This is a genomic window from Pseudovibrio sp. FO-BEG1 (assembly GCF_000236645.1).
GTDB lineage: Bacteria > Pseudomonadota > Alphaproteobacteria > Rhizobiales > Stappiaceae > Pseudovibrio.
Genome location: NC_016642.1, coordinates 5,138,021 through 5,157,196, shown reverse-complemented (window position 1 = coordinate 5,157,196; position 19,176 = coordinate 5,138,021). Strand labels below are relative to the sequence as shown.

The following is a 19,176-nucleotide window of genomic DNA, read 5'->3' as shown; positions in this document are numbered from 1 at the left end:
GTATGGCCCCCGAGTGGTGGGAAGCACCTGAGGAGGAATCCGATGAGAATGCTTGTAAATTTATATCAGGGCGTATTTGGTTGGCTGGAACGCGTTACTGAAGGTTGGTTCCTTGGTTTGTCTGCGCGGTTTCTGTTCGCTGGCGTCCTGTTCATGTACTTCTGGAACTCAGCGCTGACCAAGTTGGGTGATGGTTTCTTCGGATTCTTGTCGCCATCAACGGGTGCATATGCGCAGATTCTGCCGCATATCACCGAAGCGGCTGGCTATGACATCTCCCAGATCGCGTTCTTTCCGTATGGCTTGATCGTTCTGCTGGGAACATGGGGTGAAATCATCATCCCAGTGCTAATCGTCGTGGGTTTGTTTACCCGCGCTGCGAGTATCGGCTTCATTGGTTTTGTGGTTGTTATGTCCATCGTGGATGTGGTTGGTCACGGTGTAGACCTGCCGACTATTGGTGCGCTGTTCGACCGTCATCCATCTGCACTGATCTTCGACCAGCGTGCTCTCTGGATCTTCCTGGCAACCGTGCTGGTGATCCGTGGTCCAGGCGTCTTCTCTCTGGACTGGGTGTTGGGCAAGTGGTTCGGTATTCACCATGAGACTGGTTTGTCTGATACCAAGAGCCACGCATAAGGTTCTGATTTACAGCCTTCCTCTCTTGTAGGCTTGAGCACAGATTATGGGCGCATCACTGTTCAGTTGATGCGCCCTTTTTTGTTTGCGTATAAGACTTGAGCTTGCACGACAAAAACAAGGGAGGTGGCGTTGCAGATCATGTCTTTGAATGGTTGGGGTGGAACGCTTTACTCCGACTTGCTGCCTTATCTCTCGCAAGCCCTGCCTGATGTGCTGTGTTTGCAGGAGGTGGTGCATACGCCCGAAAGTGATAAGGACTGGCTGACTTATCGCGACGGTAATCATGTTTTGCCTCAACGTGCTAACCTCTTTCGGGATGTCTGCGAAGCTCTTCCTGAACATGTTGCTGTCTTTTGTCCTGCTGCTCAGGGCGTTCTGTGGGATGATGATAAATCAGTCCCTTCTCAATGGGGGCTGGCAACTTTTGTGCATCGTTCGTTTCCCATCATTGGGCAGGTCCAAGGGTTTGTGCATAAGGGCTATTCAGCGGATGGGTACGGGGAACATCCGCGATCCCGAAGTGCGCATGGGGTTCGCGTGTATGACTATGCCAGTGATCGCGTGGTGAGCATCACTCAGATGCATGGGCTGCGTGACTTAAAGGGTAAGATGGATACGCCAGATCGTCTTGCGCAAGCTAAGAGGCTTCTCAATATCTCACAGGCTGTTTCTGAACCAGATGACCTGCGGGTGGTTTGCGGTGATTTTAATGTGGAGCCTGACAGCGTAACAATAAGACTGCTTGAAGGAGATGGTTTGGTTGAGTTGGTCAAGCACTATGGTGTAGAGACGACCCGAAACTCCTACTACAAGAAGCCGGGAAAGTTTGCTGATTACATGCTGATTGATCAAGTCGATCAGATTTCAAACTTTCAGGTGCTGCAAAAGCCTGAAGTCTCTGACCATTGCCCTCTTGTTTTGACGTTGAAGTCCGGTGTGACTGAGGCTGAACAACAATGTGCTCATTCTAAGATTGAAGCGACTTAAGCTGCTTCTGGTGGAGAGCTTTGCCGTTTAGGTCAATAAATGGCTTGAGTTCCCTCGGTTTGTTGTTATTCAAATCCTATGATTTTTGCGAGTGACAACTGGGCAGGTGCGACGAGTGCAGTAATGACGGCACTCTCGAACCACACAAGCGGCTTTGCCACCGCTTATGGGGTTGATCCATTGAGCCGTTCTATTGAGCAGCAGTTCAATGATCTCTTTGAAAAAGAAGTGGCTGTGTTTCTGGTTTCAACCGGCACGGCAGCCAACTCACTGGCGCTTGCGACGTATGCGAAGCCGGGTGGAGCAGTGTTCTGCCATGAGGATGCGCACATCAACGTGGATGAGTGTCATGCGCCGGAGTTCTTTACCGCTGGCAACAAGCTGATTGGTATTGGCGGTGAGCACGGCAAACTGACGCCAGACGTATTGCGGACTGCGATGGACAAAGTGCCGGATAACAATCCGATGCACGGGCGTCCGGCAGCGGTTTCCATCTCACAAGTGACAGAGTTTGGAACTCTTTATCAGCTGGATGAGATTCAGGCACTGGCGGACGTAGCTCATTCCCGCAATGTTCCTTTGCATATGGATGGCGCACGGTTTGCGAATGCGTTGGTCTCTCTGGATGTTTCGCCAGCGGAGATGACATGGAAAGCCGGTGTGGATGTGCTGTCCTTTGGTGGAACCAAGAACGGCTGCTGGTGTGCGGAAGCTGTGGTCTTCTTCAATCCAGAAGATGCTGAAGGCTTTGAGTATCTGCGTAAACGTGCGGCTCAGGTCTTCTCCAAGGCCCGCTTCATCTCAGCGCAGTTTGAAGGCTATCTGAAAGACGACAGCTGGTTGGCGACTGCTCGTCATGCCAATGCGATGTGTACTCGTCTTGCTGATGGTATGCGTGACATTGAAGGTGTGCGTCTGCCAATCAAGCCTGAGGCAAATGAGCTGTTCCCGGTGTTCACCAAAGAACAAGCTGCTCGTTTGGAAGCTGCTGGCGCGAAGTTCTACGACATCCCGGCGGATTTCACTTCCGAAGACGAAGTGTTCCTCCGCCTGGTCACCTGCTTCGCCACAACGCCTGAAATGGTCGATGAGTTCCTAGCTCATCTGCGCGGCTAACAGTGGCAAAATTTATCATCTTAGGGGAGATCGGAATGCGGCCCCCTAAGGTGCCTGTCTGCGCTTATATGCTTTGCGCAAGAAAAACGCATTAGTGAGTGTTTACGTGCTTTTCGAGCTGTTTTGATTGTGGGCTCCATGCATGTTTATAGGTCGCTAATCGGAGATAATCTTTTGAGATATATAGTGATTGCTGCAGCAGCTTTGCTCACACTGGGCTTAGCTGGATACATGCTGTTTTGGAACGGTGGACCGACTGCAGAGGATGTGATTGCCGCGATACGTGCGGAGCAAAATGAGCCTGATCTTGATATCACACTGCGTGGATGTCAGTTAACTGTCGAGCTGGAGAAGAAGACCAAGGGCTTTAATGACTCTGAGAACTATACCAGCACATATCTCACTGCAGATTTGAGAGGTTTTCAATTCAGAAGAGTTGAGATTTTTCCTCTCCAGCCAAAGGGTGCCTTGCTAAAAGCAGGGTGGGACCAGTTGGCAAGTAAACCGGTTTCGCTTGCTGCCTCTCTCATAAAGTTTTCTGAACTATCGCATAAACGTTTGAAGGGTGGAACGTTAACGCTTCAAAGTGCCTCTGGTCAAACGACCGAGCAGAAGCGTTTTACCAGTGATGAGGCAAGTGCTGTTGATCATAAAGCGCTTTATAAGATATTTGCTCAACCAAACGGTACGTTGACCTTCAATCTCACGAGTGTCTTTAAGTCTGATGAAAATGGTGGTCTAGGGACACCTCAGATTCATGAGGATGCTCCCTTGTTTTACCAGTTTGCTCAAAAGGCAAAGAGACTCGAAAAACCTCGAGCTTTGGTTGTTAACTTGATGTATCTGGGGGATGCCCCGAAAGAAGATCAGTTGCTAACGGGAGCAGTGCAAATTCCCCGGTACCTTCAGTTCAGAGTTGCATCAGTGAAAAAAGCCGAGGAGCTAACTGAACTATTCTACAATTACAAACAACAGAACTGTCAGATGTAAAACCGACGGCAATATGCTTGCCTCGCGGTTGCATCTTGTAGTTGCGGTGTGGGCGGTTGAGACGTAGAATGCTGGCCTGCGGAGGGATATAAGTCCGCAGACCAGCGGGGCACCTGCAAGGGTATAGCAAGGGTGTTAGAGGCTAACCCTCGCGGTGTCGGTCCAGTGGGTTCAAGGCACTGCCTTAAGCTTTGCACTCTACATATGTTTTTTTGCGTGTAACTTACCACTCAGATTTTCTTAAGTAGCTGAGTGAGCATAGGAAACGCGGTTATTCCTGAAAATGATGCTGAGTTTGCGTGTGAAAGCGCAGAAGTATGCAGTGGTGGGCGCATAAAAGAACGCCCCGCTGGGGCAAGCGGGGCGTTAATTGTGTCTGGCCCTTTGGGGGGGAGAGGCAGCCAGACAGATCCGCATGGGAAATGTGCGGAGGAGGAACCTGTTGATTTGAATGAGATTGGCTGACTGGAGGCGGGCCAGCCAATCTTAGAGAGACTGCGTGTTTCTAAATTCGGTTTCGGCTTGAGAAACACGCCTTGGGTTATTCAGAATGTTACCAGGGTGGCCACTCGCGAGGGTGGGAGTTTGGGAGGAAGGTTCCTCGCGAGGGCTTTGCGGTTTTGGGCTGCTTTAGTGAGCTACTGTTTCGCCTTCAATCTGTTTGTGTTCTTTCTTGTCACCAGATGTGATGTTGATTTTGCGCGGTTTCATTGCCTCAGGGATTTCTCTGATGAGGTCAATGTGGAGCAATCCGTGCTCCAGACTTGCGCCAATCACTTTCACATACTCAGCGATCTGGAAGCGGCGTTCAAAAGCGCGGGAGGCGATTCCGCGGTAGAGAACTTCTTTTTCATCGCTTTCAGGCTTTTTCTCGCCGGAAACAGTCAAGACATGTTCTTTAGCTTCAATGGTCAGTTCATCTTCCTTAAAACCGGCGACTGCCATGGAGATGCGGTAGGCGCTCTCTCCTGTGCGCTCAATGTTGTAAGGAGGATATGCTGATCCCTGCTGCTCCGTTCCTGAATCCAGCATGGAGAAAAGACGGTCGAAACCAACTGTGGAACGGTAGAGGGGAGTAAGATCGAAATGACGCATTTTTAGTGTCCTCTTTTATGTGGCTAATCAGCCATCTGAGCAACGTTCACCACTCGCCGCAAAGCGCGCGGACGATGAAATTTTCCTTTTGCTTACAGTGCCTTCCCATCATTGGCGAAGGTTCTAAGCGGTGTCAGACCCACTCTGTGGCGCCTGTGATTTTGAGATGGGAACGGGCTGAATAAGTTTCAAGAGCTTTTTTTCAAAATAGGTGTTTTTGCTCGTTTGGAGCCTGGATTTTGCAGATTAACAGAACCTGAACGAGGGCTTCTGATCCCGTACATCTGGTGCTTGCTAGTGTCTTCTTGTGTTGAGGCAATCCCTACTGCCAACAAGGAGAAAACAGATGAATGCTTTGAAGAAAAAAGTTACCGGACTGGCCGCTGCAGCTGTTGTGGCTTTAGGAGTTTCTGGTGCGGCGGCTCCAGCAAATGCTGCAACCAAGTTTAGTTTTGATGGGCCAAATGTAAGCATTCAGGTGACGCAGGCTCATTATAAGAAGCAGCGTCACTGGGGGCATGGACAGCATCATGCGTTGAACAAGAAGCAGATCAAACGTCGGCTGCGTTCCTGGGGCTATCGTAACTTCAAGAAAGTGAAGCGTAAGGGCGATGTTTACATTGTGAAAGCCAACTGGCAGGGCCATTATCCGGCACGTTTGGTTGTTGACGCTTACAGCGGCTGGATCCTGAAGTACCGCTACCTGGGCTACTAAACGCGACTGCCGACCTTCTTAATCTGTTTATCCGTCTGACCTGCCTTTTTGCGATCAAGGCAGGTCTTTCGGTGTTTGGGCTTAGTAAGCTGTTTCTTTCAGACGAGCTGGGTAAGCTTTGTCGTAGGCTGCACCATCAAACTCAACTTTTGAAAGGGATTGTGCCATTTGGCCGGCAGATGGGATCGATTTGCGATCAACCTTTGCTTCTTCTGTCCAAAGGCCTGAACGGTAGATGGCCTTCTGACATTGGAAGTAGATGGTGTCGACGGTCACCGTGATGATGGACTTGGGTAGTTTGCCTTCCATCATATGTGCTTCCAGACGAGCTGGATCCGTGGAGATGCTGGCTTTACCGTTAATTCGCACAGTTTCACCAATACCCGGAATCATGAAGAGCAAAGAGACGCGTGGATCTCTTACGATGTTGCGCAGGCTGTCGATGCGGTTGTTACCGCGGCGGTCCGCAAACTCGATGGTTTTTTCGTCGATGACCTTTACAAAACCAGCTGGGTCACCACGTGGAGAACAGTCTGTTCCCTCTTCTGCGACAGTCGACAGTGCGAAGAAGGGTGACGCTTCGATAAATGTTTTATAATGCTCTGAAATGTAGCCAACCTCTTTGTCGATAGAGATTTGCTTGGGGCTGCCATAGAGCTCTTCGAGTTGCTCCAGACTGGTAATTTCGTGGGAAACAGATTTCAGGTCTGCGTCTTGCATGAAAAATATCCTTAAGTCCGCGCAATGGAACTGAGAAAACTTCCAGAAATTGCGGTTGCGGCGGGTTACCCGGAGAGGCTATCAAATTGAGTGTGAGAGAACTAGAGGTTACGTGCTGATGCTGCTGGTTGATACGGATTTCAATCGTGTTCCTGAAGGAACCGAGTCTGGCTTTGTGCAGACGGAAGACAATGTGAAAATCCGTTGGGCACGCTGGGCTCCGACAGGGTCTCCCCTGAAGGGAACGGTGACCATTGTTCAGGGGCGGACCGAGTTTATTGAGAAATACTTCGAGGTCGTTGAGGAGCTACGCGCACGTGGCTTTTATGTGGTGGCCTTTGATCTGCGCGGGCAGGGTGGTTCAGAGCGGTTGCTGAAGAATGAGCGACGTGGCCACGTTGAAAGCTTTGATGAATTTGCGCTGGATCTGCACGCTGTTCTCGACAATGTGTCTCTCTCTGATTGTCCCGGTCCACACTTCCTGCTTGGGCACTCGACAGGTGGCGCTGTGGTGATGCATGCGAACCGGCGTCTCAAAACAAAGATTGATCGTGCTGTTTTGACTGCTCCGCTGGTGGGCCTTGCAATGAGCGGGCGGATTCGCAAGTTTGCAGGAGCTTTGGCGAAAAGCCTGGTCTGGGTCGGAATGGGGAATGCGTTTGTTCCCGGTGGCAACGACAAGATCCTCGTTGACTATGATGGCAACACTCTCACTTCTGATCCTGATCGCTTCAAGCGCATGAACGATATTCTTGAAGCTGCACCACAGTTGGGGCTTGGTTCGCCGACCGTGAGCTGGTTCCGTGCGATGGGCATGGCGACTGAGCGCTTTAAAGAGCCGGAGTTTCAGATTGAGTTTGGCGTCCCGTCCTTGGTGATTGGTGCCGGACGGGATGAAATTGTTTCGACGGATGATGCCGAAGAGCTGTGCCGCTCGTGTCCTGGCATGAGCTTTCTTGAAATTCGAGGATCTCGCCACGAGATTTTAATGGAGCGAGATCCTTATCGTGAGCAGTTCTGGGCTGCGTTTGACGCGTTTATTCCCGGAAGCGCTGATTAAACTGCAACGCTTGCCAGTTTGGCGAGGAGTTCATCGTGCAGACGCTTGTCGCCTGTTGCGAGAACCTGACCACCTTCTGCTGCGTTACCGCCTGTCCAGTTGGTGACGAAACCACCAGCGCCTTCGATGATCGGGATAAGAGCCAGAATGTCGTAGGTGTTCATGCCTGTTTCGATGACCGCGTCAAAGCCAGCTGCTGCTACCATGGCGTAGCCGTAGCAATCCGTGCTGTAGCGAGTAAGGCGGGCTTCTGCGCAGATTGCATCCCAAACAGGGCGTTCGGTCTCTGTGAAGAGTGATGGTTCTGTTGTTGTGATGATTGCTTCTGACAGAGAGGCACAGCTGCGTGTTTTCAGCGCTCGCTCGCCCAGAGGGCCGGTCATGAAGGCTTCTTCGCAATTGCCCCAGAAACGTTCGCTGTTGTACGGCTGGCTCATGATGCCTTGAGTAGCCTTGCCGTTGGTTCTGAGGCCGATCAGTGTGCCCCAGAGCGGCGTGCCGCAGATGAAAGAGCGGGTGCCGTCGACAGGATCAAGAACCCAGACGTTTTCTGCGTCGTCACGGGTTCTGCCGTATTCCTCACCGATGATGCCATGGTCTGGTCGTTCAGCTTCCAGAACGGCGCGGATTGCTTCTTCTGCTGAGCGGTCCGCGATGGTGACCGGATCAAAACCTGCGTCCAGCTTGTTGTCGACTTCATAGCCGCTGCGGAAATGCTGCATGGTTTTTGCGTCTGCAGCGTCAGCAAGTTTGTGAAGAAAAGCGTAATCAGGATTGGAAGAGGTCATATCAATTCATCCGGTAGGAGCAGTCAATCGCCTGCGCACCATAGTCAGGATTTTCAAAAGTGCAAATGCGCAGGGACAATAGACCCATTTTTAACGTGCCGGGAGCGTCTACGACTTAGTGCTAGTGCGCTGCATGAAACTCATACCAACGTCCATGATCCCTGAAAAATCAGGGTGTTGTCGCAAGGATACAAACTGGCCAATTCGTCTAGGAAAGGCGCGATTCCGGTGTTGAGTGCTTGACGTTTTTGCGATGCGATGCAAGCCTTGTTGCAGCGCGACATTTGGAGTCTGCGCCGCCCTTCGCGAAAGGGTGTTTCCTCCCTAGACTAGAGGCCGCCTCCCGGATGAGCGCGGCCTTTTTTTTGTTAAGTTGTTAATGCTCCCCATCGTAGGAAGGTTGCAAGGCAGGGGAGGAAAAGGTGCCAAATTATTTTGAGAGCCCGTTTAAGGGTATTCCGCTTCGGGAACAGGTGACCAATCCCAACATCATCGTTGGAAAGCATTCTTATTATTCCGGTTTTTATCACGGCCACAGTTTTGATGAGTGTGCCCGATATCTGAGCGCTGAGGAAGATGAGCAAGACAAGCTCGTCATCGGATCATATTGCTCGATTGGGTCTGGCGCTGTGTTCATGATGACTGGGAACCAAGGCCATCGGGCAGAGTGGGCTTCGACATTCCCGTTCCATTATTTTGATGAGCCTGCGTTTGAAGGGGCGTCGGATGGCTTTAAGCCTTCAGGCTCAACGCGCATCGGCAATGATGTCTGGATAGGATCTGAGGCGATGATCATGCCGGGTGTGCAGATCGGAAATGGGGCCTTGATTGGCAGCCGTGCAGTGGTGACGAAGGATGTTCCTGCTTATGCGGTTGTTGCAGACAATCCAGCCAAGGTTATCCGTTCCCGCTTTTCAGAGGAGCAGGTGCAGATGCTTCAAGAGATGAAGTGGTGGGATTGGAATGATGATACTTTGAAAGGGGCTATGCCGCTGTTGTGCTCTTCAGACATCGAGCGGCTTTACGACTATTGGCTTGGCTTTTAAGGGATGGGCTGCAGTTATTCTGCAGCCAATGTTTCTCTGGTGAAGGTTTCTGTCACCATTTCCACCAGTGCGGTCAGAAACTCCATCAAGTCCTTACGCAGGTCATGGAAACCTGAGTGAGGTTGATGGGCGTGCTCATCCATATAGAGTGCGCGATTGATTTCGACTTGTAGGGCGTGAATGCCACGCTCAGGTCTGCCGTAGTTCTCAGTAATGTAGCCGCCAGCGTAAGGGCGGTTGAGCGCTACGTTGTAGCCCATGTTCTGCAACAGGCCGACTGCGCAGGAGGAGAGCCACGCGGAGCAACTGGTTCCAAAGCGATCTCCAATGACGAAATCGGCTTTGGGGTCGTGGTTCTTGTTGGAGTTGGCCGACGGCATGGAGTGGCAATCCACCAGGACCGCAAGGCCGAACTTGTCCTGTACGTTGTTCAGGAGCCCGCGCAGGGTGTTGTGATAGGGCTTATAGACCCTCTCAATACGATCCAGACCTTCTTCTGCTGGAATGCGGGTGCGGTAGATCTCCCGGCGCTCACCAACGATACGTGCAATGGTGCCGAGGCCGCCTGCAACGCGCAGAGAGCGCGAGTTGATGTGCTTTGGGAGTTTGCCTTCGAACATCTTTGGATCGAGCTCATAGGCTTCTCTGTTCACGTCAATATACGCACGCGGGAAGTTTGCCTTGAGTACCGGAGCACCGAGGTGCTCAACATCTTTGATCAGAAGATCAACAAAGGCGTCTTCACTCTGGCGGATCTGTGTGGTGTCCAAACGAGAGGATTGCAGGAATGACGAAAGGTACGCCCGCCCGGAGTGGGGGCTGTTAAAGACAAAGGGGACAGAATGTTCATCTGGGGAGAGGACCTCAAAAGCGGGGACCTGATCTCCGGTGCCAAGCGTACTGCTGTAGTTCGCAATGGCTTTAATCTGATGATCTTCCAAAACTGTCACAGAGCTTACATTCCTTAATCGCCGCAATCCCGCCCAGTATAGAGGGAGATCGCTCCATGGGCCAGACATTACAAAGTCTGCTTATGAAATAGGCAAGAGATCTCAGAGATTTTACGCAGTTTGCGGGGGCGGTGTGGCTCTGGACCCTCAGTTAACGCAGAAGTCTCTTCAGAAGTGAACCTGTTTCATTTGTCCCTATTGTTTTGACAGGTATTCCCGAGTAGTTTCCTGAACCTAACAGCGTACGTTATTCGGAATCTGTCGGATTGCGAGGGGTGAGTGCGTCTGACATATTCTAATAATTTACGGGGCGGCTCTGAGAGGGGAACCTCGTCGCTGCACCTGGAGTTTTAAGGTTGTCGAACATGTCTCGAATTCTGCTCGCGGAAGACGATAATGACATGCGCCAGTTCTTGTCCAAGGCACTTGAGAAGGCTGGGCACACTGTTGTTTCCTTTGATAACGGAAAGAGCGCATACGAACGCATCTGTGAAGAGCCTTTTGCGCTTTTGCTGACAGACATTGTGATGCCCGAAATGGACGGGATTGAACTGGCTCGCAAAGCTACTCAGCTTGATCCGGATCTGAAGGTCATGTTCATCACTGGATTTGCTGCTGTTGCGCTTAATCCTGATTCCAAAGCACCGCAGGATGCAAAGGTTCTTTCCAAGCCTTTTCACCTAAAGGATCTGGTGCGCGAAGTGGAAAAAATGCTCGTTTAGTCAGTTTTTAGGGGCGAATGTGGAAAGAGACAGCAAATTTCCAATTTTGGACTTGCACGTTCTCCAGATTCCTCTTATACGCCTCTCCACCGCAGCGTTGAAGCGCTGACGGACGAGCTTCTTTGAAAGTTTCGGGCGTGTAGCTCAGCGGGAGAGCACTACGTTGACATCGTAGGGGTCACAAGTTCGATCCTTGTCACGCCCACCATTTTTCGTCGGTTAACATCTTGGATGTATATCCGGCGGAGCGGGTCCTGATCTCAGGTCCAGCGCCGCTTCTTTAAGAACGCAGCGCGGCGAGATCAGAGGCTGTACACTGGAGGCGCTTAGCGCCTCTTTTCACTGGCGGATCGTGGTACTTCAGGATCCCTAAGTATTGTCCCTAACCGGGGGTAGGATAATGAAGATTAAGAACTCTCTTAAGGCACTCATGGGCCGCCATCGTGATAACCGCATGGTACGCCGCAAGGGTCGCGTTTACATCATCAACAAAAAGAACCCACGCTTTAAAGCACGTCAGGGTTAAGTTTGTTGCGCTGATTTGAAATAAAACAGCGCGAAAAACCCTTGGTTCTAAGAGTTGCAAGCCGCGTAGCAAAAGTGAGATGCTTTTGCTATGCGGTTTTTTTCGTTTGAACGCCCAAACAGCTCCGCTTCAGGAGCACTCAGGTTTCTGTTCAATAGACTTTCCGGAGTTTCTGGAAGGGCCTCTTTCTCTCGACATTCTGACTGGTTAAGACGCTCTGCTGCGGCAGCATTGGCATGTCTGATGGTCGCCGGTAGTTCTGTAGCCTCTGAGCGTGGTGGCTCTACAGGGCTCGCTGATCTGCAAGTGGTGCGCGGATTGCCAGATGGGCATCCAAAGCTGAACATGGGGCCAGATGCGGTTCTTGATGGACCTGCTGGTGGGCCTGCTCAGATTGGGCGGTCTGCACCTGGTCACGGGCACTCTGCGCATTATACGCGTCAGCAGTTGCTGGATGCGCTCTTTCTGGAGCTCAGGGATGCTGACACGCTGGGAGACGCTCAGGCGATCTCACGCCGCATCCATAGCCTTTTCATGCAGTCTGGAAGTCACACGCTGGACTTGCTCATGATGCGCTCTGCGAGGGCGATTGAAGGCAAGGAATACGGTCTGGCGTTAGATCTGCTGGATGCGGTGGTTCGTCTTGATCCCGGATATGTTGAGGGATGGAACCGACGAGCGACGGTGCATTTCCTGAAGGAAGATCTGGGACGTTCTCTTGCGGATATTGAACAGGTGCTGCGGATTGAGCCACGGCATTATCCGGCGCTCTCTGGCTTTGCCATGATCCTTAGAAAGACAGGTGAGAATGAAAAGGCGCTGGAGGTGTTCCAGCATGTGCTGAGCATCTATCCGTTGTTGGAGAATGCTCAGGACGCCGTTAAAAGCCTGCGTGAGGAACTGTGGGGGCAGTATCACTAGCAGGTGGGGTTTTAGCCCAGAATGCGATCAGCGGCTCTTGTGATGCCGTCTTTATATTCCGCGTAGCTTGAGACTGTGAGAGACAGCCCTTTGGCGAGGGTGAAGAGGATGAAAGCATCATCTTCCGCTTGATCTTTGGTGCGGTCGTCATAACTCTCAACAATGACATCTGCGATTTTGAGCATGACCTGGGGCATCAGGCCTTTGCCGACGGATGACATGACCTGCTCACCCATCTGAACCAGCTCTGCGCCATGCACAGAGTTCCGCATCAGGTCTACGTGCTGACCAATGATGGTGTCTAATGCGCTCAGGATGCGGGACTTGGTGTCATCTGACTTTTCTTCAAGGATTTCCAGTGCTTGAAGGCCGATCTCTTCAGAGTATTCCTCGATTATGGTCTGGAACAGCTCTTCTTTACTTCCAAACTTTTTATAGAGCGATTGGCGTGAGAGGCCGACCGCGTTTGCAACGTCACCGACTGAAGTCTTCCGAAAGCCGTATTGGGCGAAAACACCCAGTGCCTTCTTTTTGTCAAAGTTTGTTTTCATGTTTACCTAGTTGACAATTATAGTTCATGTTGTCAACTTTGTTATGCAGCAGAGTGAGTGCTGCGTATTGGAGAATGAAATGAGCACAGCGAACAAGAGCAGCGCAGTTTCCGATTGGACTGCGGACCAACTGCCTTCTCTTGAGGGTAAGACTTATATCATAACAGGCGGTAACTCCGGAATTGGGTTTGAGGCAGCTAAAATGCTCGCGGGTGCGGGCGGTGATGTGGTCATTGCCTGCCGGAATGCTGAAAAAGGTTCAGCTGCCCAGCATGCGCTGCAAACTCAAGCGAAAGGAAAAGTTGATCTGGTTCAGTTGGATCTGAGTGATCTGGCGTCCGTTCGCTCTGCAGCAGAAATTGTTGCTACAAGATACACTAAGATCGATGGGCTCATCAATAACGCTGGTATTATGCAAACGCCTGAGTTGAAGAGTGTTGATGGCTACGAGTTGCAGTTCGCGACCAATCATCTTGGCCATTTTCTCTGGTCCGGCTTGCTGAAGCCTAATGTCGAAGCTGCTCAGGGGCGGTTTGTTGTCGTTGCAAGCCTTGTTCACAAGATGGGCAAGATCAACTTTAACGATCTGATGATGCGTGAAACCTATGCGCCGATGAAAGCCTACTCACAAAGCAAACTGGCGAATGTGATGTTTGGTCTGGAGCTTCAGCGGCGTCTGTCAGATACGGGGAGTACGTCTTTTGTCACGATGGGCCATCCGGGTTGGTCTGCTACCAATCTGCAGAGCACGGGGCCGACAGGTCTGATGAGCAAGACCTATAAGTGGATGAACAAGCTGTTTGCTCAGTCTGCTGAACGAGGTGCGCTGCCGACTGTATTGGCAGCAGCTGGCGTGGAAGCTGAGCCGAATGGGTATTACGGCCCTACGAAGCGGATGGAGAGTGTTGGTCCTGTTGGCGTTGCGCGCATCGCCAGCCATGCGTTGAACCCTGAAGTTGCGCGGCGACTATGGGATGAAAGTGAATGGCTCACTGATTTTAAGTGGGCGTTTTACTAATGGAAGTTGGCTAAGCCCTCTTTAGGCTATCAGCGGTTTAATCGATTGAAAGAAAAAAGCCCGTGATACTGGATCACGGGCTTTTTCAGTAGTGTTGGATGTGTTGGTTGACGGCTTATGCGTCTTCGGAACCAACGAACGCGACGCGCAGCATGTTTGTGGAACCTGGGGTGCCGAATGGAACACCAGCAGAAACCAGAACGCGCTGACCTGGCTTTGCAAAACCTTCGTTGTTTGCAAGGCAGCATGCGCGGTTGATGAGGTCTTCCTCAGTTGCTGCATCCTGGTTAGCCACACAGTGCAGGCCCCAACCGATGGTCAGGCGGCGAACTGTAGACATTTCAGGAGAGAACGCGATGATTGGAGTTGCAGGACGCTCGCGGGAAGCGCGCAGTGCAGTTCCACCAGATGCGGTGTAGGTCACGATCGCAGCCAGATCCAGAGTTTCAGCGACCTGGTGAGCTGCTGCAGTGATTGCGTCAGCGCCGGTTGCTTCTGGTTCTGTACGCTGAGCGTGGATGATGGAACGGTAGTTCTCGTCCTGCTCAACTTCGGTTGCGATTTTGTCCATGGTCGCAACAGCTTCAAATGGGAAGTCGCCAGCAGCAGATTCTGCGGAGAGCATCACTGCGTCTGCACCTTCAAACACTGCGTTTGCCACGTCAGAAACTTCTGCGCGGGTTGGCACTGGGGAGGTGATCATGCTTTCCAGCATCTGTGTTGCAACAACAACTGGCTTACCAGCTTTGCGGCATGCGCGGATCATGCGCTTCTGCAGGCCTGGAACCTTCTCGAGAGGCATTTCAACGCCAAGGTCACCACGAGCAACCATGATTGCGTCGGACAGCTCGATGATCTCGGAGAGACGGTCGATTGCCTGAGGCTTCTCGATTTTAGCCAGAACGCCAACGCGGCCCTGAGTGGTGTTGCGCACTTCGATGAGGTCTTCTGGGCGCTGTACGAAGGACAGTGCAATCCAGTCAACTTTTGCATCGAGAGCTGCCAGCAGGTCTGCGCGGTCTTTTTCGGTCAGAGCGCCAACTGGGATTTCTGTATCTGGAACGGAAACGCCTTTACGGTTGGAGATCTTGCCGCCTACTTCAACAGTGGTCACACAACGCTGCGGAGATGCTTCGGTCACGCGCAGGCAGATCTTGCCATCGTCTACGAGGAGACGGTGACCAACTTCGAGGCTGCCGAGAATTTCCGGGTGTGGGAGGTAAACGCGGGATGCGTCACCTGGGGTTTCGTTTGCGTCTACAACAAAGGTTGCGCCATTTTCGAGAACTGGCTTCGCATCATCTGCAAAAGTGCCAACACGCAGTTTAGGGCCCTGCAGGTCAGCGAGAATGCCGATTGGACGGCCTACTTCTGCTTCAACTTCGCGGATGCGACCAACCAGATTGTTGAGGACTTCGTGGGAGGAGTGGCTCATGTTGATGCGGAAAACGTCCGCACCTGCCTGCCATAGCTTTTTGATTGCTTCTTTTTCGGAAGACGCCGGGCCGAGAGTTGCTAGAATTTTGACCCGTCTGTTACGCTTCATCGTCCACCTGTTCCTTGCTCTACCGGCTCCGTCAGCTGGACCGTCCAGCTGCTTTGCTCGCCTGTATCTATTTCAAAGAAACCTGTTCGCTCATAACCACGAGCGACACAGTCTTCTATACCGCGAATGGTGAACTTTTTTTGACGTACACACATATACGCCTTGCCATCCCATTCACCATTTTGATCCGTTTGTACTGCGTACAAGTAATAGTAACGTGACGCCAAATCGCCGGACACCAACGTGTCACAGGCGTTTTTGTCGATGGTCCACCATCCTTCGGTGATCCAATCGGCGCCATCACGGTAGCCTATTGCGATGTTGACTGTGCTTTCGGTCTTATTACATGCGCGAAAGTCGGCTTTTGCAGAGGGGATCTGCTGAAAGCTCAGAACTCCAAAAGCAACACAGGCAAGAGCCAGTGAATTTTTCCGAAAACGGTTTATTACAGCAGATGCGAAGTCGTTTCTGGATGTTCTCATAACAGTCATATGTACAGCTACAAACGGCAGTTTAATGCGTTCAGTTGATGCCCTTGTCAACGTGGTTCGGCCCATGGCCGATGCGTTTCAGAGCACGACTAAAGGGTAATACAGGTTGTTCTGAGTAAAGAACGTTGCCCCAGCTCACCATTGGCCACACAAAAACGGCAGGATGATGAAATGATGAAAACCCGACATGTCATGCTTTGGTTGCCCCGCCCTGACTCTGGATGAGTGTGGACGACCCCCGTCAACACTTGAAATATGATCCAAAAGTCGGATCTTACCTCTAGGAATCTAAGTATCTTTATTGGCCTGAGTTCTGCATGGAATCAAGAGGAAAGCCTGAAAAGCTTATCTCCTCCCACAGTTCCTCTTGCTTATTGCGAATATATTTAGAAAGAGAAGACAAAGAGATAAACACCGTTTCGGACAAATGTCCGGTTTTTACAGTTGGGTTTGAAGCATCTGTTCGGCCGCCTACATGAAAATCCTTAGTGCTGCGGCAAGTTATTTCTTTGTAATGCGACACTTTGTCAGGAAAAGTTTCGTAGCGTTGTTCCATTGAATGGAAATGAAAAAGTTGTCATCTTAAATTTTCAAATGAACACTTCCGTTTAGAGATGGAGTGCTCTGATATATTTAGGGTGTGAATTTGTCGCGCAGATTTATCTTTGGACAATTGTGAGTATGTTTTGATCTATGCAGCAGTGCGTACGTAACGGCACCTATCTTTGCGGCAGGTGGAAGCCATTGAATGGATTGGGACTATCGGATCGGGAGTGTGCGTTGCAACGCTAAGATGAATTTTGTGCCGAGTGTTGCCAGTTGATTGTGCGCCAATTGAGGCGAGTGTTTTATATTCCCATTGAAACTTAGTTCTTCCCCCAGATCCTGTGAAGGTTGCTGAAAACACAACGTGAACGGTTGACCCGTCTGCTCAGTTCTGGCAGCAAGACAACAAGGTTAATGGTGTTTCGCACGAACGTAAGGTGGATTTCATATGTCAGATGCCGGTGGTGTAGCAGCAGATCAGCTGCGCGCATTTATTGAGCGTATTGAACGTCTTGAAGAAGAGAAAAAAGTTATCGCGGACGACATCAAGGATGTTTATGCGGAAGCTAAGGGCAACGGCTTTGACGTGAAGGTTATGCGCAAGATCGTTTCCTTGCGTAAACGTAAGCCGCATGAGCGTGAAGAAGAAGAGGCGATCCTCGACCTTTACCTGCATGCGCTTGGCATGGCTGGCCCTGTTGAGGTTGACGCGTAAGCGCTCATCCAGCAAATTGAGAATACTGAAAGAGGCTCCTTACCGCGGTGAGGGGCCTTTTTTGTTGGTAAATGTGAACTAACGCTCTGGAGGGAATGAGCTGCGACTGGCTGTCTTTGAAGCTAGTATAGAAAACAGTTATCGCGAGGCTGAGTGCTCTCGCGTTGAAGGGCTAGGTTCTCAACTGGAAACGGGGGATGCTTACCGGGAAGAGACCTTGACTGAACCTGTGTAGATGGAATCGAGCCATGCGATCGCTGAGCCGCGGTTGATGTTTTTGCGGATCGGGCGGTATGGCGTTTGGGTCAGAGCATCTTTCAGGACAGATGTGACCGGTGACATCAGAACTGCAAGTTGGTTCTGGTCAGGATGTTCCATCGTGATGGTGCGGCGGTTTCTTGCGGTCCAGGTTGGGTCCAGCATCAGCACTGCGTTTGCTTTTGGTGCAGAGTGGAAGCCTGTCAGCGGTGCTTTTTGGACTGCTTTGGAGATGACAGTCTGCTGCGCCGGTTGTGGTTTGGGCGGCAAGAGGTTTGGCAAGCGCTGCTCAGCAAATGGTGCCTGAGCGGAGAGTGCGGACTTCTTGCTGAACTTGTTCTTAGCCTGCTCGTTTCCAGATGCCGGGGAGGCGTACGCGAGCTGTGAGTTCACGAGCGGGCGAAGGCTATCCGGTGTTTTTTCGCCAGTTGCTGCGATAATTGCCGCGATGCCGTCTTTTGGTGTTTCCACTTTTTGCGGAATAACTGGCGCGCGCTGAGGTGCAGCAGGGGTGGCCGCCGGCAAAGCGGCGACCTGAATGATTTGCTGTGGCTTGATGCGAGGACGAGCGGAAGCGAGCAGATTGAGGTTCTGCTCAGATGCTTCAGGTGCTGCTTCGGTTTCAGCCTTCGGCTTGGCGTAAGGCGTGATAGACGCCAGCGCGAGTGGTGATGCCGCTCCCGGAACCGGGCTTGCTGCTGGCTGTGTTGCCAGCAGTGCCACTTTTGGCTGCGGAATAGCGTTGAACTCGTTTTCTACACGACGGCTTGGATCAGGCTCACGCTCACGTGGTGCCTTGGTTGCCGGTGTAGGAGCTGGTTTGCTTGCTTCATTGCTGTCAGAGTTGCTGAACAGGCGAGAGAAGAAGCCGCCACCGCTGTTGGATGACGTTGCTCTTGCGCTTGCTTTGGATGAAGAGCTGGAGCGGCTTGCAACACTTGTTGAGCGGCCTGAGTCTCTGCGCTTCACTTCAGCAAGGGTCTGCTTGTAGCGTGCCAAAGGCTTGCCATCAGACGGCACGTGAATGGTATCGCCTTTTGGGAACACCTTGACCAGCTGAGAGCGTGTCATACGCGGCCAGTGACGCACGGAGCCCGTGTCCATGTGAACGAACGGTGTGTTTGAGCGTGGGTAGTAGCCGACGCCACCAACATGCTGACGCAAACCAAGAGCGCGCAGCTTTGCTGTGCTTACACCTGGAATGAAGAAATCCATCGCGCGGCCTCTGGTGTGTTGGCTGTTTTTAGCCACACCGCTGGAGCGCTTGCGGAGCATATTGTTGGTTTTGGGAGAGCGGTATGCTGAGACAACATGGATGTACTTGCTTGTCCCGGCCTTCTGGTACACTTCCCAGATCAGGTCAAACAGTTCAGGATCCATTTTGGTTGGCTCATTCTGACGCCAATCCCGCAGGAAGTTGTTGAGCTTGCGAAGGCCTTCTTTGTCATAGCGACCATTGCGCTTGAAGGTAATTTCCGCCCGCTCTTTTGTGTGGGTGAAGTACAGCTTTAGCGTGCGTGTACTCGCACTAGCCGAAGCAATTGAGGTGAGGAAGAACGCACAAAGAACAGCTGCGACCAGCATTGAAATGCCAGGCAGACGTTTACCAAAGTCCGAGCGCCCGAATGCAATCATGTCACGCAATTGAATCTCGCTTTCGCGTTATCGGCTAAAACCTTACCCCAGAGCCCCACCTCTTTCGTTCTAGTGCGGACAAGGTTAATGAGCCTTTACTTTAGTTACAATTAACGCGAACTAGTGACTTACCGGCAA

The 19,176-nt window shown here is 51.5% G+C and carries 20 protein-coding genes and 1 tRNA gene; 13 read left to right on the top strand and 8 right to left on the bottom strand.

Features of this window, described 5'->3' with window-relative positions:
- Window positions 1–48 precede the first annotated feature (48 nt).
- From PSE_RS23225 to PSE_RS23210, 4 genes are all read left to right on the top strand, one after another.
- The gene (locus tag PSE_RS23225) at window positions 49–639 is read left to right on the top strand and encodes a DoxX family protein (protein WP_008551366.1); all 591 of its coding nucleotides are present in this window, start codon (window positions 49–51) and stop codon (window positions 637–639) included.
- Between the two features lie 141 nt (window positions 640–780).
- A complete protein-coding gene (locus PSE_RS23220; protein ID WP_041768777.1) occupies window positions 781–1,629 on the top strand; it encodes an endonuclease/exonuclease/phosphatase family protein in 849 nt (282 codons plus the stop codon).
- A 78-nt stretch (window positions 1,630–1,707) separates the two neighbouring features.
- Window positions 1,708–2,745: a low specificity L-threonine aldolase gene (locus PSE_RS23215; protein WP_014287015.1), complete on the top strand. Its 1,038-nt coding sequence runs from the start codon at window positions 1,708–1,710 to the stop codon at window positions 2,743–2,745.
- A gap of 186 nt (window positions 2,746–2,931) precedes the next feature.
- Complete coding sequence (locus tag PSE_RS23210) at window positions 2,932–3,735, top strand: hypothetical protein (RefSeq protein WP_041768776.1); 804 nt, start codon at window positions 2,932–2,934, stop codon at window positions 3,733–3,735.
- A gap of 630 nt (window positions 3,736–4,365) precedes the next feature.
- Here PSE_RS23210 and PSE_RS23205 read toward each other — a convergent pair.
- The gene (locus PSE_RS23205) at window positions 4,366–4,830 is read right to left on the bottom strand and encodes an Hsp20 family protein (protein ID WP_008551438.1); all 465 of its coding nucleotides are present in this window, start codon (window positions 4,828–4,830) and stop codon (window positions 4,366–4,368) included.
- Window positions 4,831–5,176: 346 nt separating this feature from the next.
- On the opposite strand from PSE_RS23205, the gene PSE_RS23200 reads away from it, so the two are divergent.
- Window positions 5,177–5,545, top strand: a complete 369-nt coding sequence (locus tag PSE_RS23200) for a hypothetical protein (protein WP_014287012.1) — start codon at window positions 5,177–5,179, stop codon at window positions 5,543–5,545.
- 81 nt (window positions 5,546–5,626) lie between these two features.
- On the opposite strand, the gene PSE_RS23195 is transcribed toward PSE_RS23200, so the two are convergent.
- Complete coding sequence (locus PSE_RS23195) at window positions 5,627–6,265, bottom strand: pyridoxamine 5'-phosphate oxidase family protein (protein WP_014287011.1); 639 nt, start codon at window positions 6,263–6,265, stop codon at window positions 5,627–5,629.
- A gap of 118 nt (window positions 6,266–6,383) precedes the next feature.
- On the opposite strand from PSE_RS23195, the gene PSE_RS23190 reads away from it, so the two are divergent.
- A complete protein-coding gene (locus tag PSE_RS23190; RefSeq protein WP_041768775.1) occupies window positions 6,384–7,325 on the top strand; it encodes an alpha/beta fold hydrolase in 942 nt (313 codons plus the stop codon).
- Here the strand turns inward: PSE_RS23190 and hisN are convergent.
- Window positions 7,322–8,113 carry a histidinol-phosphatase gene (gene hisN, locus PSE_RS23185; RefSeq protein WP_014287009.1) on the bottom strand — a complete coding sequence of 264 codons (792 nt, stop codon included), beginning with the start codon at window positions 8,111–8,113 and terminating at the stop codon, window positions 7,322–7,324. The genes PSE_RS23190 and hisN overlap by 4 nt on opposite strands.
- A 422-nt stretch (window positions 8,114–8,535) precedes the next feature.
- Between hisN and catB the strand changes: the two genes are divergently transcribed.
- Window positions 8,536–9,159, top strand: coding sequence for a type B chloramphenicol O-acetyltransferase (gene catB, locus PSE_RS23180; protein ID WP_014287008.1), 624 nt, complete (start codon window positions 8,536–8,538; stop codon window positions 9,157–9,159).
- Window positions 9,160–9,173: 14 nt separating this feature from the next.
- Here the strand turns inward: catB and PSE_RS23175 are convergent, their stop codons facing one another.
- On the bottom strand, window positions 9,174–10,076 hold the full coding sequence (locus PSE_RS23175; RefSeq protein ID WP_083417428.1) for an N-formylglutamate amidohydrolase: 903 nt from the start codon (window positions 10,074–10,076) through the stop codon (window positions 9,174–9,176).
- A 398-nt stretch (window positions 10,077–10,474) separates the two neighbouring features.
- Here PSE_RS23175 and cpdR point away from each other — a divergent pair, with 398 nt between their 5' ends.
- The 4 genes from cpdR to PSE_RS23155 all read left to right on the top strand — a co-directional run bounded on the left by cpdR (window position 10,475) and on the right by PSE_RS23155 (window position 12,278).
- Window positions 10,475–10,831: a cell cycle two-component system response regulator CpdR gene (gene cpdR, locus PSE_RS23170; RefSeq protein ID WP_008551455.1), complete on the top strand. Its 357-nt coding sequence runs from the start codon at window positions 10,475–10,477 to the stop codon at window positions 10,829–10,831.
- Window positions 10,832–10,964: 133 nt separating this feature from the next.
- Window positions 10,965–11,039, top strand: a tRNA-Val gene (locus PSE_RS23165).
- Between the two features lie 192 nt (window positions 11,040–11,231).
- Window positions 11,232–11,357, top strand: a complete 126-nt coding sequence (ykgO, locus tag PSE_RS23160; RefSeq protein ID WP_008551489.1) for a type B 50S ribosomal protein L36 — start codon at window positions 11,232–11,234, stop codon at window positions 11,355–11,357.
- A gap of 243 nt (window positions 11,358–11,600) precedes the next feature.
- Entirely contained in the window at window positions 11,601–12,278 is a 678-nt protein-coding gene (locus PSE_RS23155) for a tetratricopeptide repeat protein (protein ID WP_014287004.1), read from the top strand.
- A gap of 11 nt (window positions 12,279–12,289) precedes the next feature.
- Here the strand turns inward: PSE_RS23155 and PSE_RS23150 are convergent, their stop codons facing one another.
- Complete coding sequence (locus PSE_RS23150) at window positions 12,290–12,829, bottom strand: TetR/AcrR family transcriptional regulator (protein WP_008551317.1); 540 nt, start codon at window positions 12,827–12,829, stop codon at window positions 12,290–12,292.
- Window positions 12,830–12,908: 79 nt separating this feature from the next.
- Here PSE_RS23150 and PSE_RS23145 point away from each other — a divergent pair, with 79 nt between their 5' ends.
- Window positions 12,909–13,847 (top strand): oxidoreductase, encoded by a 939-nt coding sequence (locus PSE_RS23145; RefSeq protein WP_208998030.1) that lies wholly within the window; start codon window positions 12,909–12,911, stop codon window positions 13,845–13,847.
- A 115-nt stretch (window positions 13,848–13,962) separates the two neighbouring features.
- On the opposite strand, the gene pyk is transcribed toward PSE_RS23145, so the two are convergent.
- Window positions 13,963–15,393 (bottom strand): pyruvate kinase, encoded by a 1,431-nt coding sequence (pyk, locus tag PSE_RS23140; RefSeq protein WP_008551633.1) that lies wholly within the window; start codon window positions 15,391–15,393, stop codon window positions 13,963–13,965.
- A complete protein-coding gene (locus PSE_RS23135; protein WP_148266282.1) occupies window positions 15,390–15,875 on the bottom strand; it encodes a DUF1036 domain-containing protein in 486 nt (161 codons plus the stop codon). Before PSE_RS23135 ends, pyk begins: the two co-directional genes overlap by 4 nt.
- Window positions 15,876–16,878: 1,003 nt before the next feature.
- Between PSE_RS23135 and PSE_RS23130 the strand changes: the two genes are divergently transcribed.
- Entirely contained in the window at window positions 16,879–17,145 is a 267-nt protein-coding gene (locus PSE_RS23130; protein ID WP_008551513.1) for a DUF2312 domain-containing protein, read from the top strand.
- A gap of 201 nt (window positions 17,146–17,346) precedes the next feature.
- Here the strand turns inward: PSE_RS23130 and PSE_RS23125 are convergent, their stop codons facing one another.
- Complete coding sequence (locus PSE_RS23125; protein WP_014286999.1) at window positions 17,347–19,038, bottom strand: DUF882 domain-containing protein; 1,692 nt, start codon at window positions 19,036–19,038, stop codon at window positions 17,347–17,349.
- Window positions 19,039–19,176: the final 138 nt, after the last annotated feature.

Excerpts from the sequence above, each read along its gene's own strand:
- PSE_RS23225 (WP_008551366.1), top strand. The coding sequence starts at position 49 with ATGCTTGTAAATTTATATCAGGGCGTATTTGGTTGGCTGGAACGCGTT.
- PSE_RS23220 (WP_041768777.1), top strand. The coding sequence starts at position 781 with ATGTCTTTGAATGGTTGGGGTGGAACGCTTTACTCCGACTTGCTGCCT.
- PSE_RS23215 (WP_014287015.1), top strand. The coding sequence starts at position 1,708 with ATGATTTTTGCGAGTGACAACTGGGCAGGTGCGACGAGTGCAGTAATG.
- PSE_RS23205 (WP_008551438.1), bottom strand. The coding sequence starts at position 4,830 with ATGCGTCATTTCGATCTTACTCCCCTCTACCGTTCCACAGTTGGTTTC.
- PSE_RS23200 (WP_014287012.1), top strand. The coding sequence starts at position 5,177 with ATGAATGCTTTGAAGAAAAAAGTTACCGGACTGGCCGCTGCAGCTGTT.
- PSE_RS23195 (WP_014287011.1), bottom strand. The coding sequence starts at position 6,265 with ATGCAAGACGCAGACCTGAAATCTGTTTCCCACGAAATTACCAGTCTG.
- PSE_RS23190 (WP_041768775.1), top strand. The coding sequence starts at position 6,384 with ATGCTGCTGGTTGATACGGATTTCAATCGTGTTCCTGAAGGAACCGAG.
- hisN (WP_014287009.1), bottom strand. The coding sequence starts at position 8,113 with ATGACCTCTTCCAATCCTGATTACGCTTTTCTTCACAAACTTGCTGAC.
- cpdR (WP_008551455.1), top strand. The coding sequence starts at position 10,475 with ATGTCTCGAATTCTGCTCGCGGAAGACGATAATGACATGCGCCAGTTC.
- ykgO (WP_008551489.1), top strand. The coding sequence starts at position 11,232 with ATGAAGATTAAGAACTCTCTTAAGGCACTCATGGGCCGCCATCGTGAT.
- PSE_RS23155 (WP_014287004.1), top strand. The coding sequence starts at position 11,601 with ATGGTCGCCGGTAGTTCTGTAGCCTCTGAGCGTGGTGGCTCTACAGGG.
- PSE_RS23150 (WP_008551317.1), bottom strand. The coding sequence starts at position 12,829 with ATGAAAACAAACTTTGACAAAAAGAAGGCACTGGGTGTTTTCGCCCAA.
- PSE_RS23145 (WP_208998030.1), top strand. The coding sequence starts at position 12,909 with ATGAGCACAGCGAACAAGAGCAGCGCAGTTTCCGATTGGACTGCGGAC.
- pyk (WP_008551633.1), bottom strand. The coding sequence starts at position 15,393 with ATGAAGCGTAACAGACGGGTCAAAATTCTAGCAACTCTCGGCCCGGCG.
- PSE_RS23135 (WP_148266282.1), bottom strand. The coding sequence starts at position 15,875 with ATGAGAACATCCAGAAACGACTTCGCATCTGCTGTAATAAACCGTTTT.
- PSE_RS23130 (WP_008551513.1), top strand. The coding sequence starts at position 16,879 with ATGTCAGATGCCGGTGGTGTAGCAGCAGATCAGCTGCGCGCATTTATT.
- PSE_RS23125 (WP_014286999.1), bottom strand. The coding sequence starts at position 19,038 with ATGATTGCATTCGGGCGCTCGGACTTTGGTAAACGTCTGCCTGGCATT.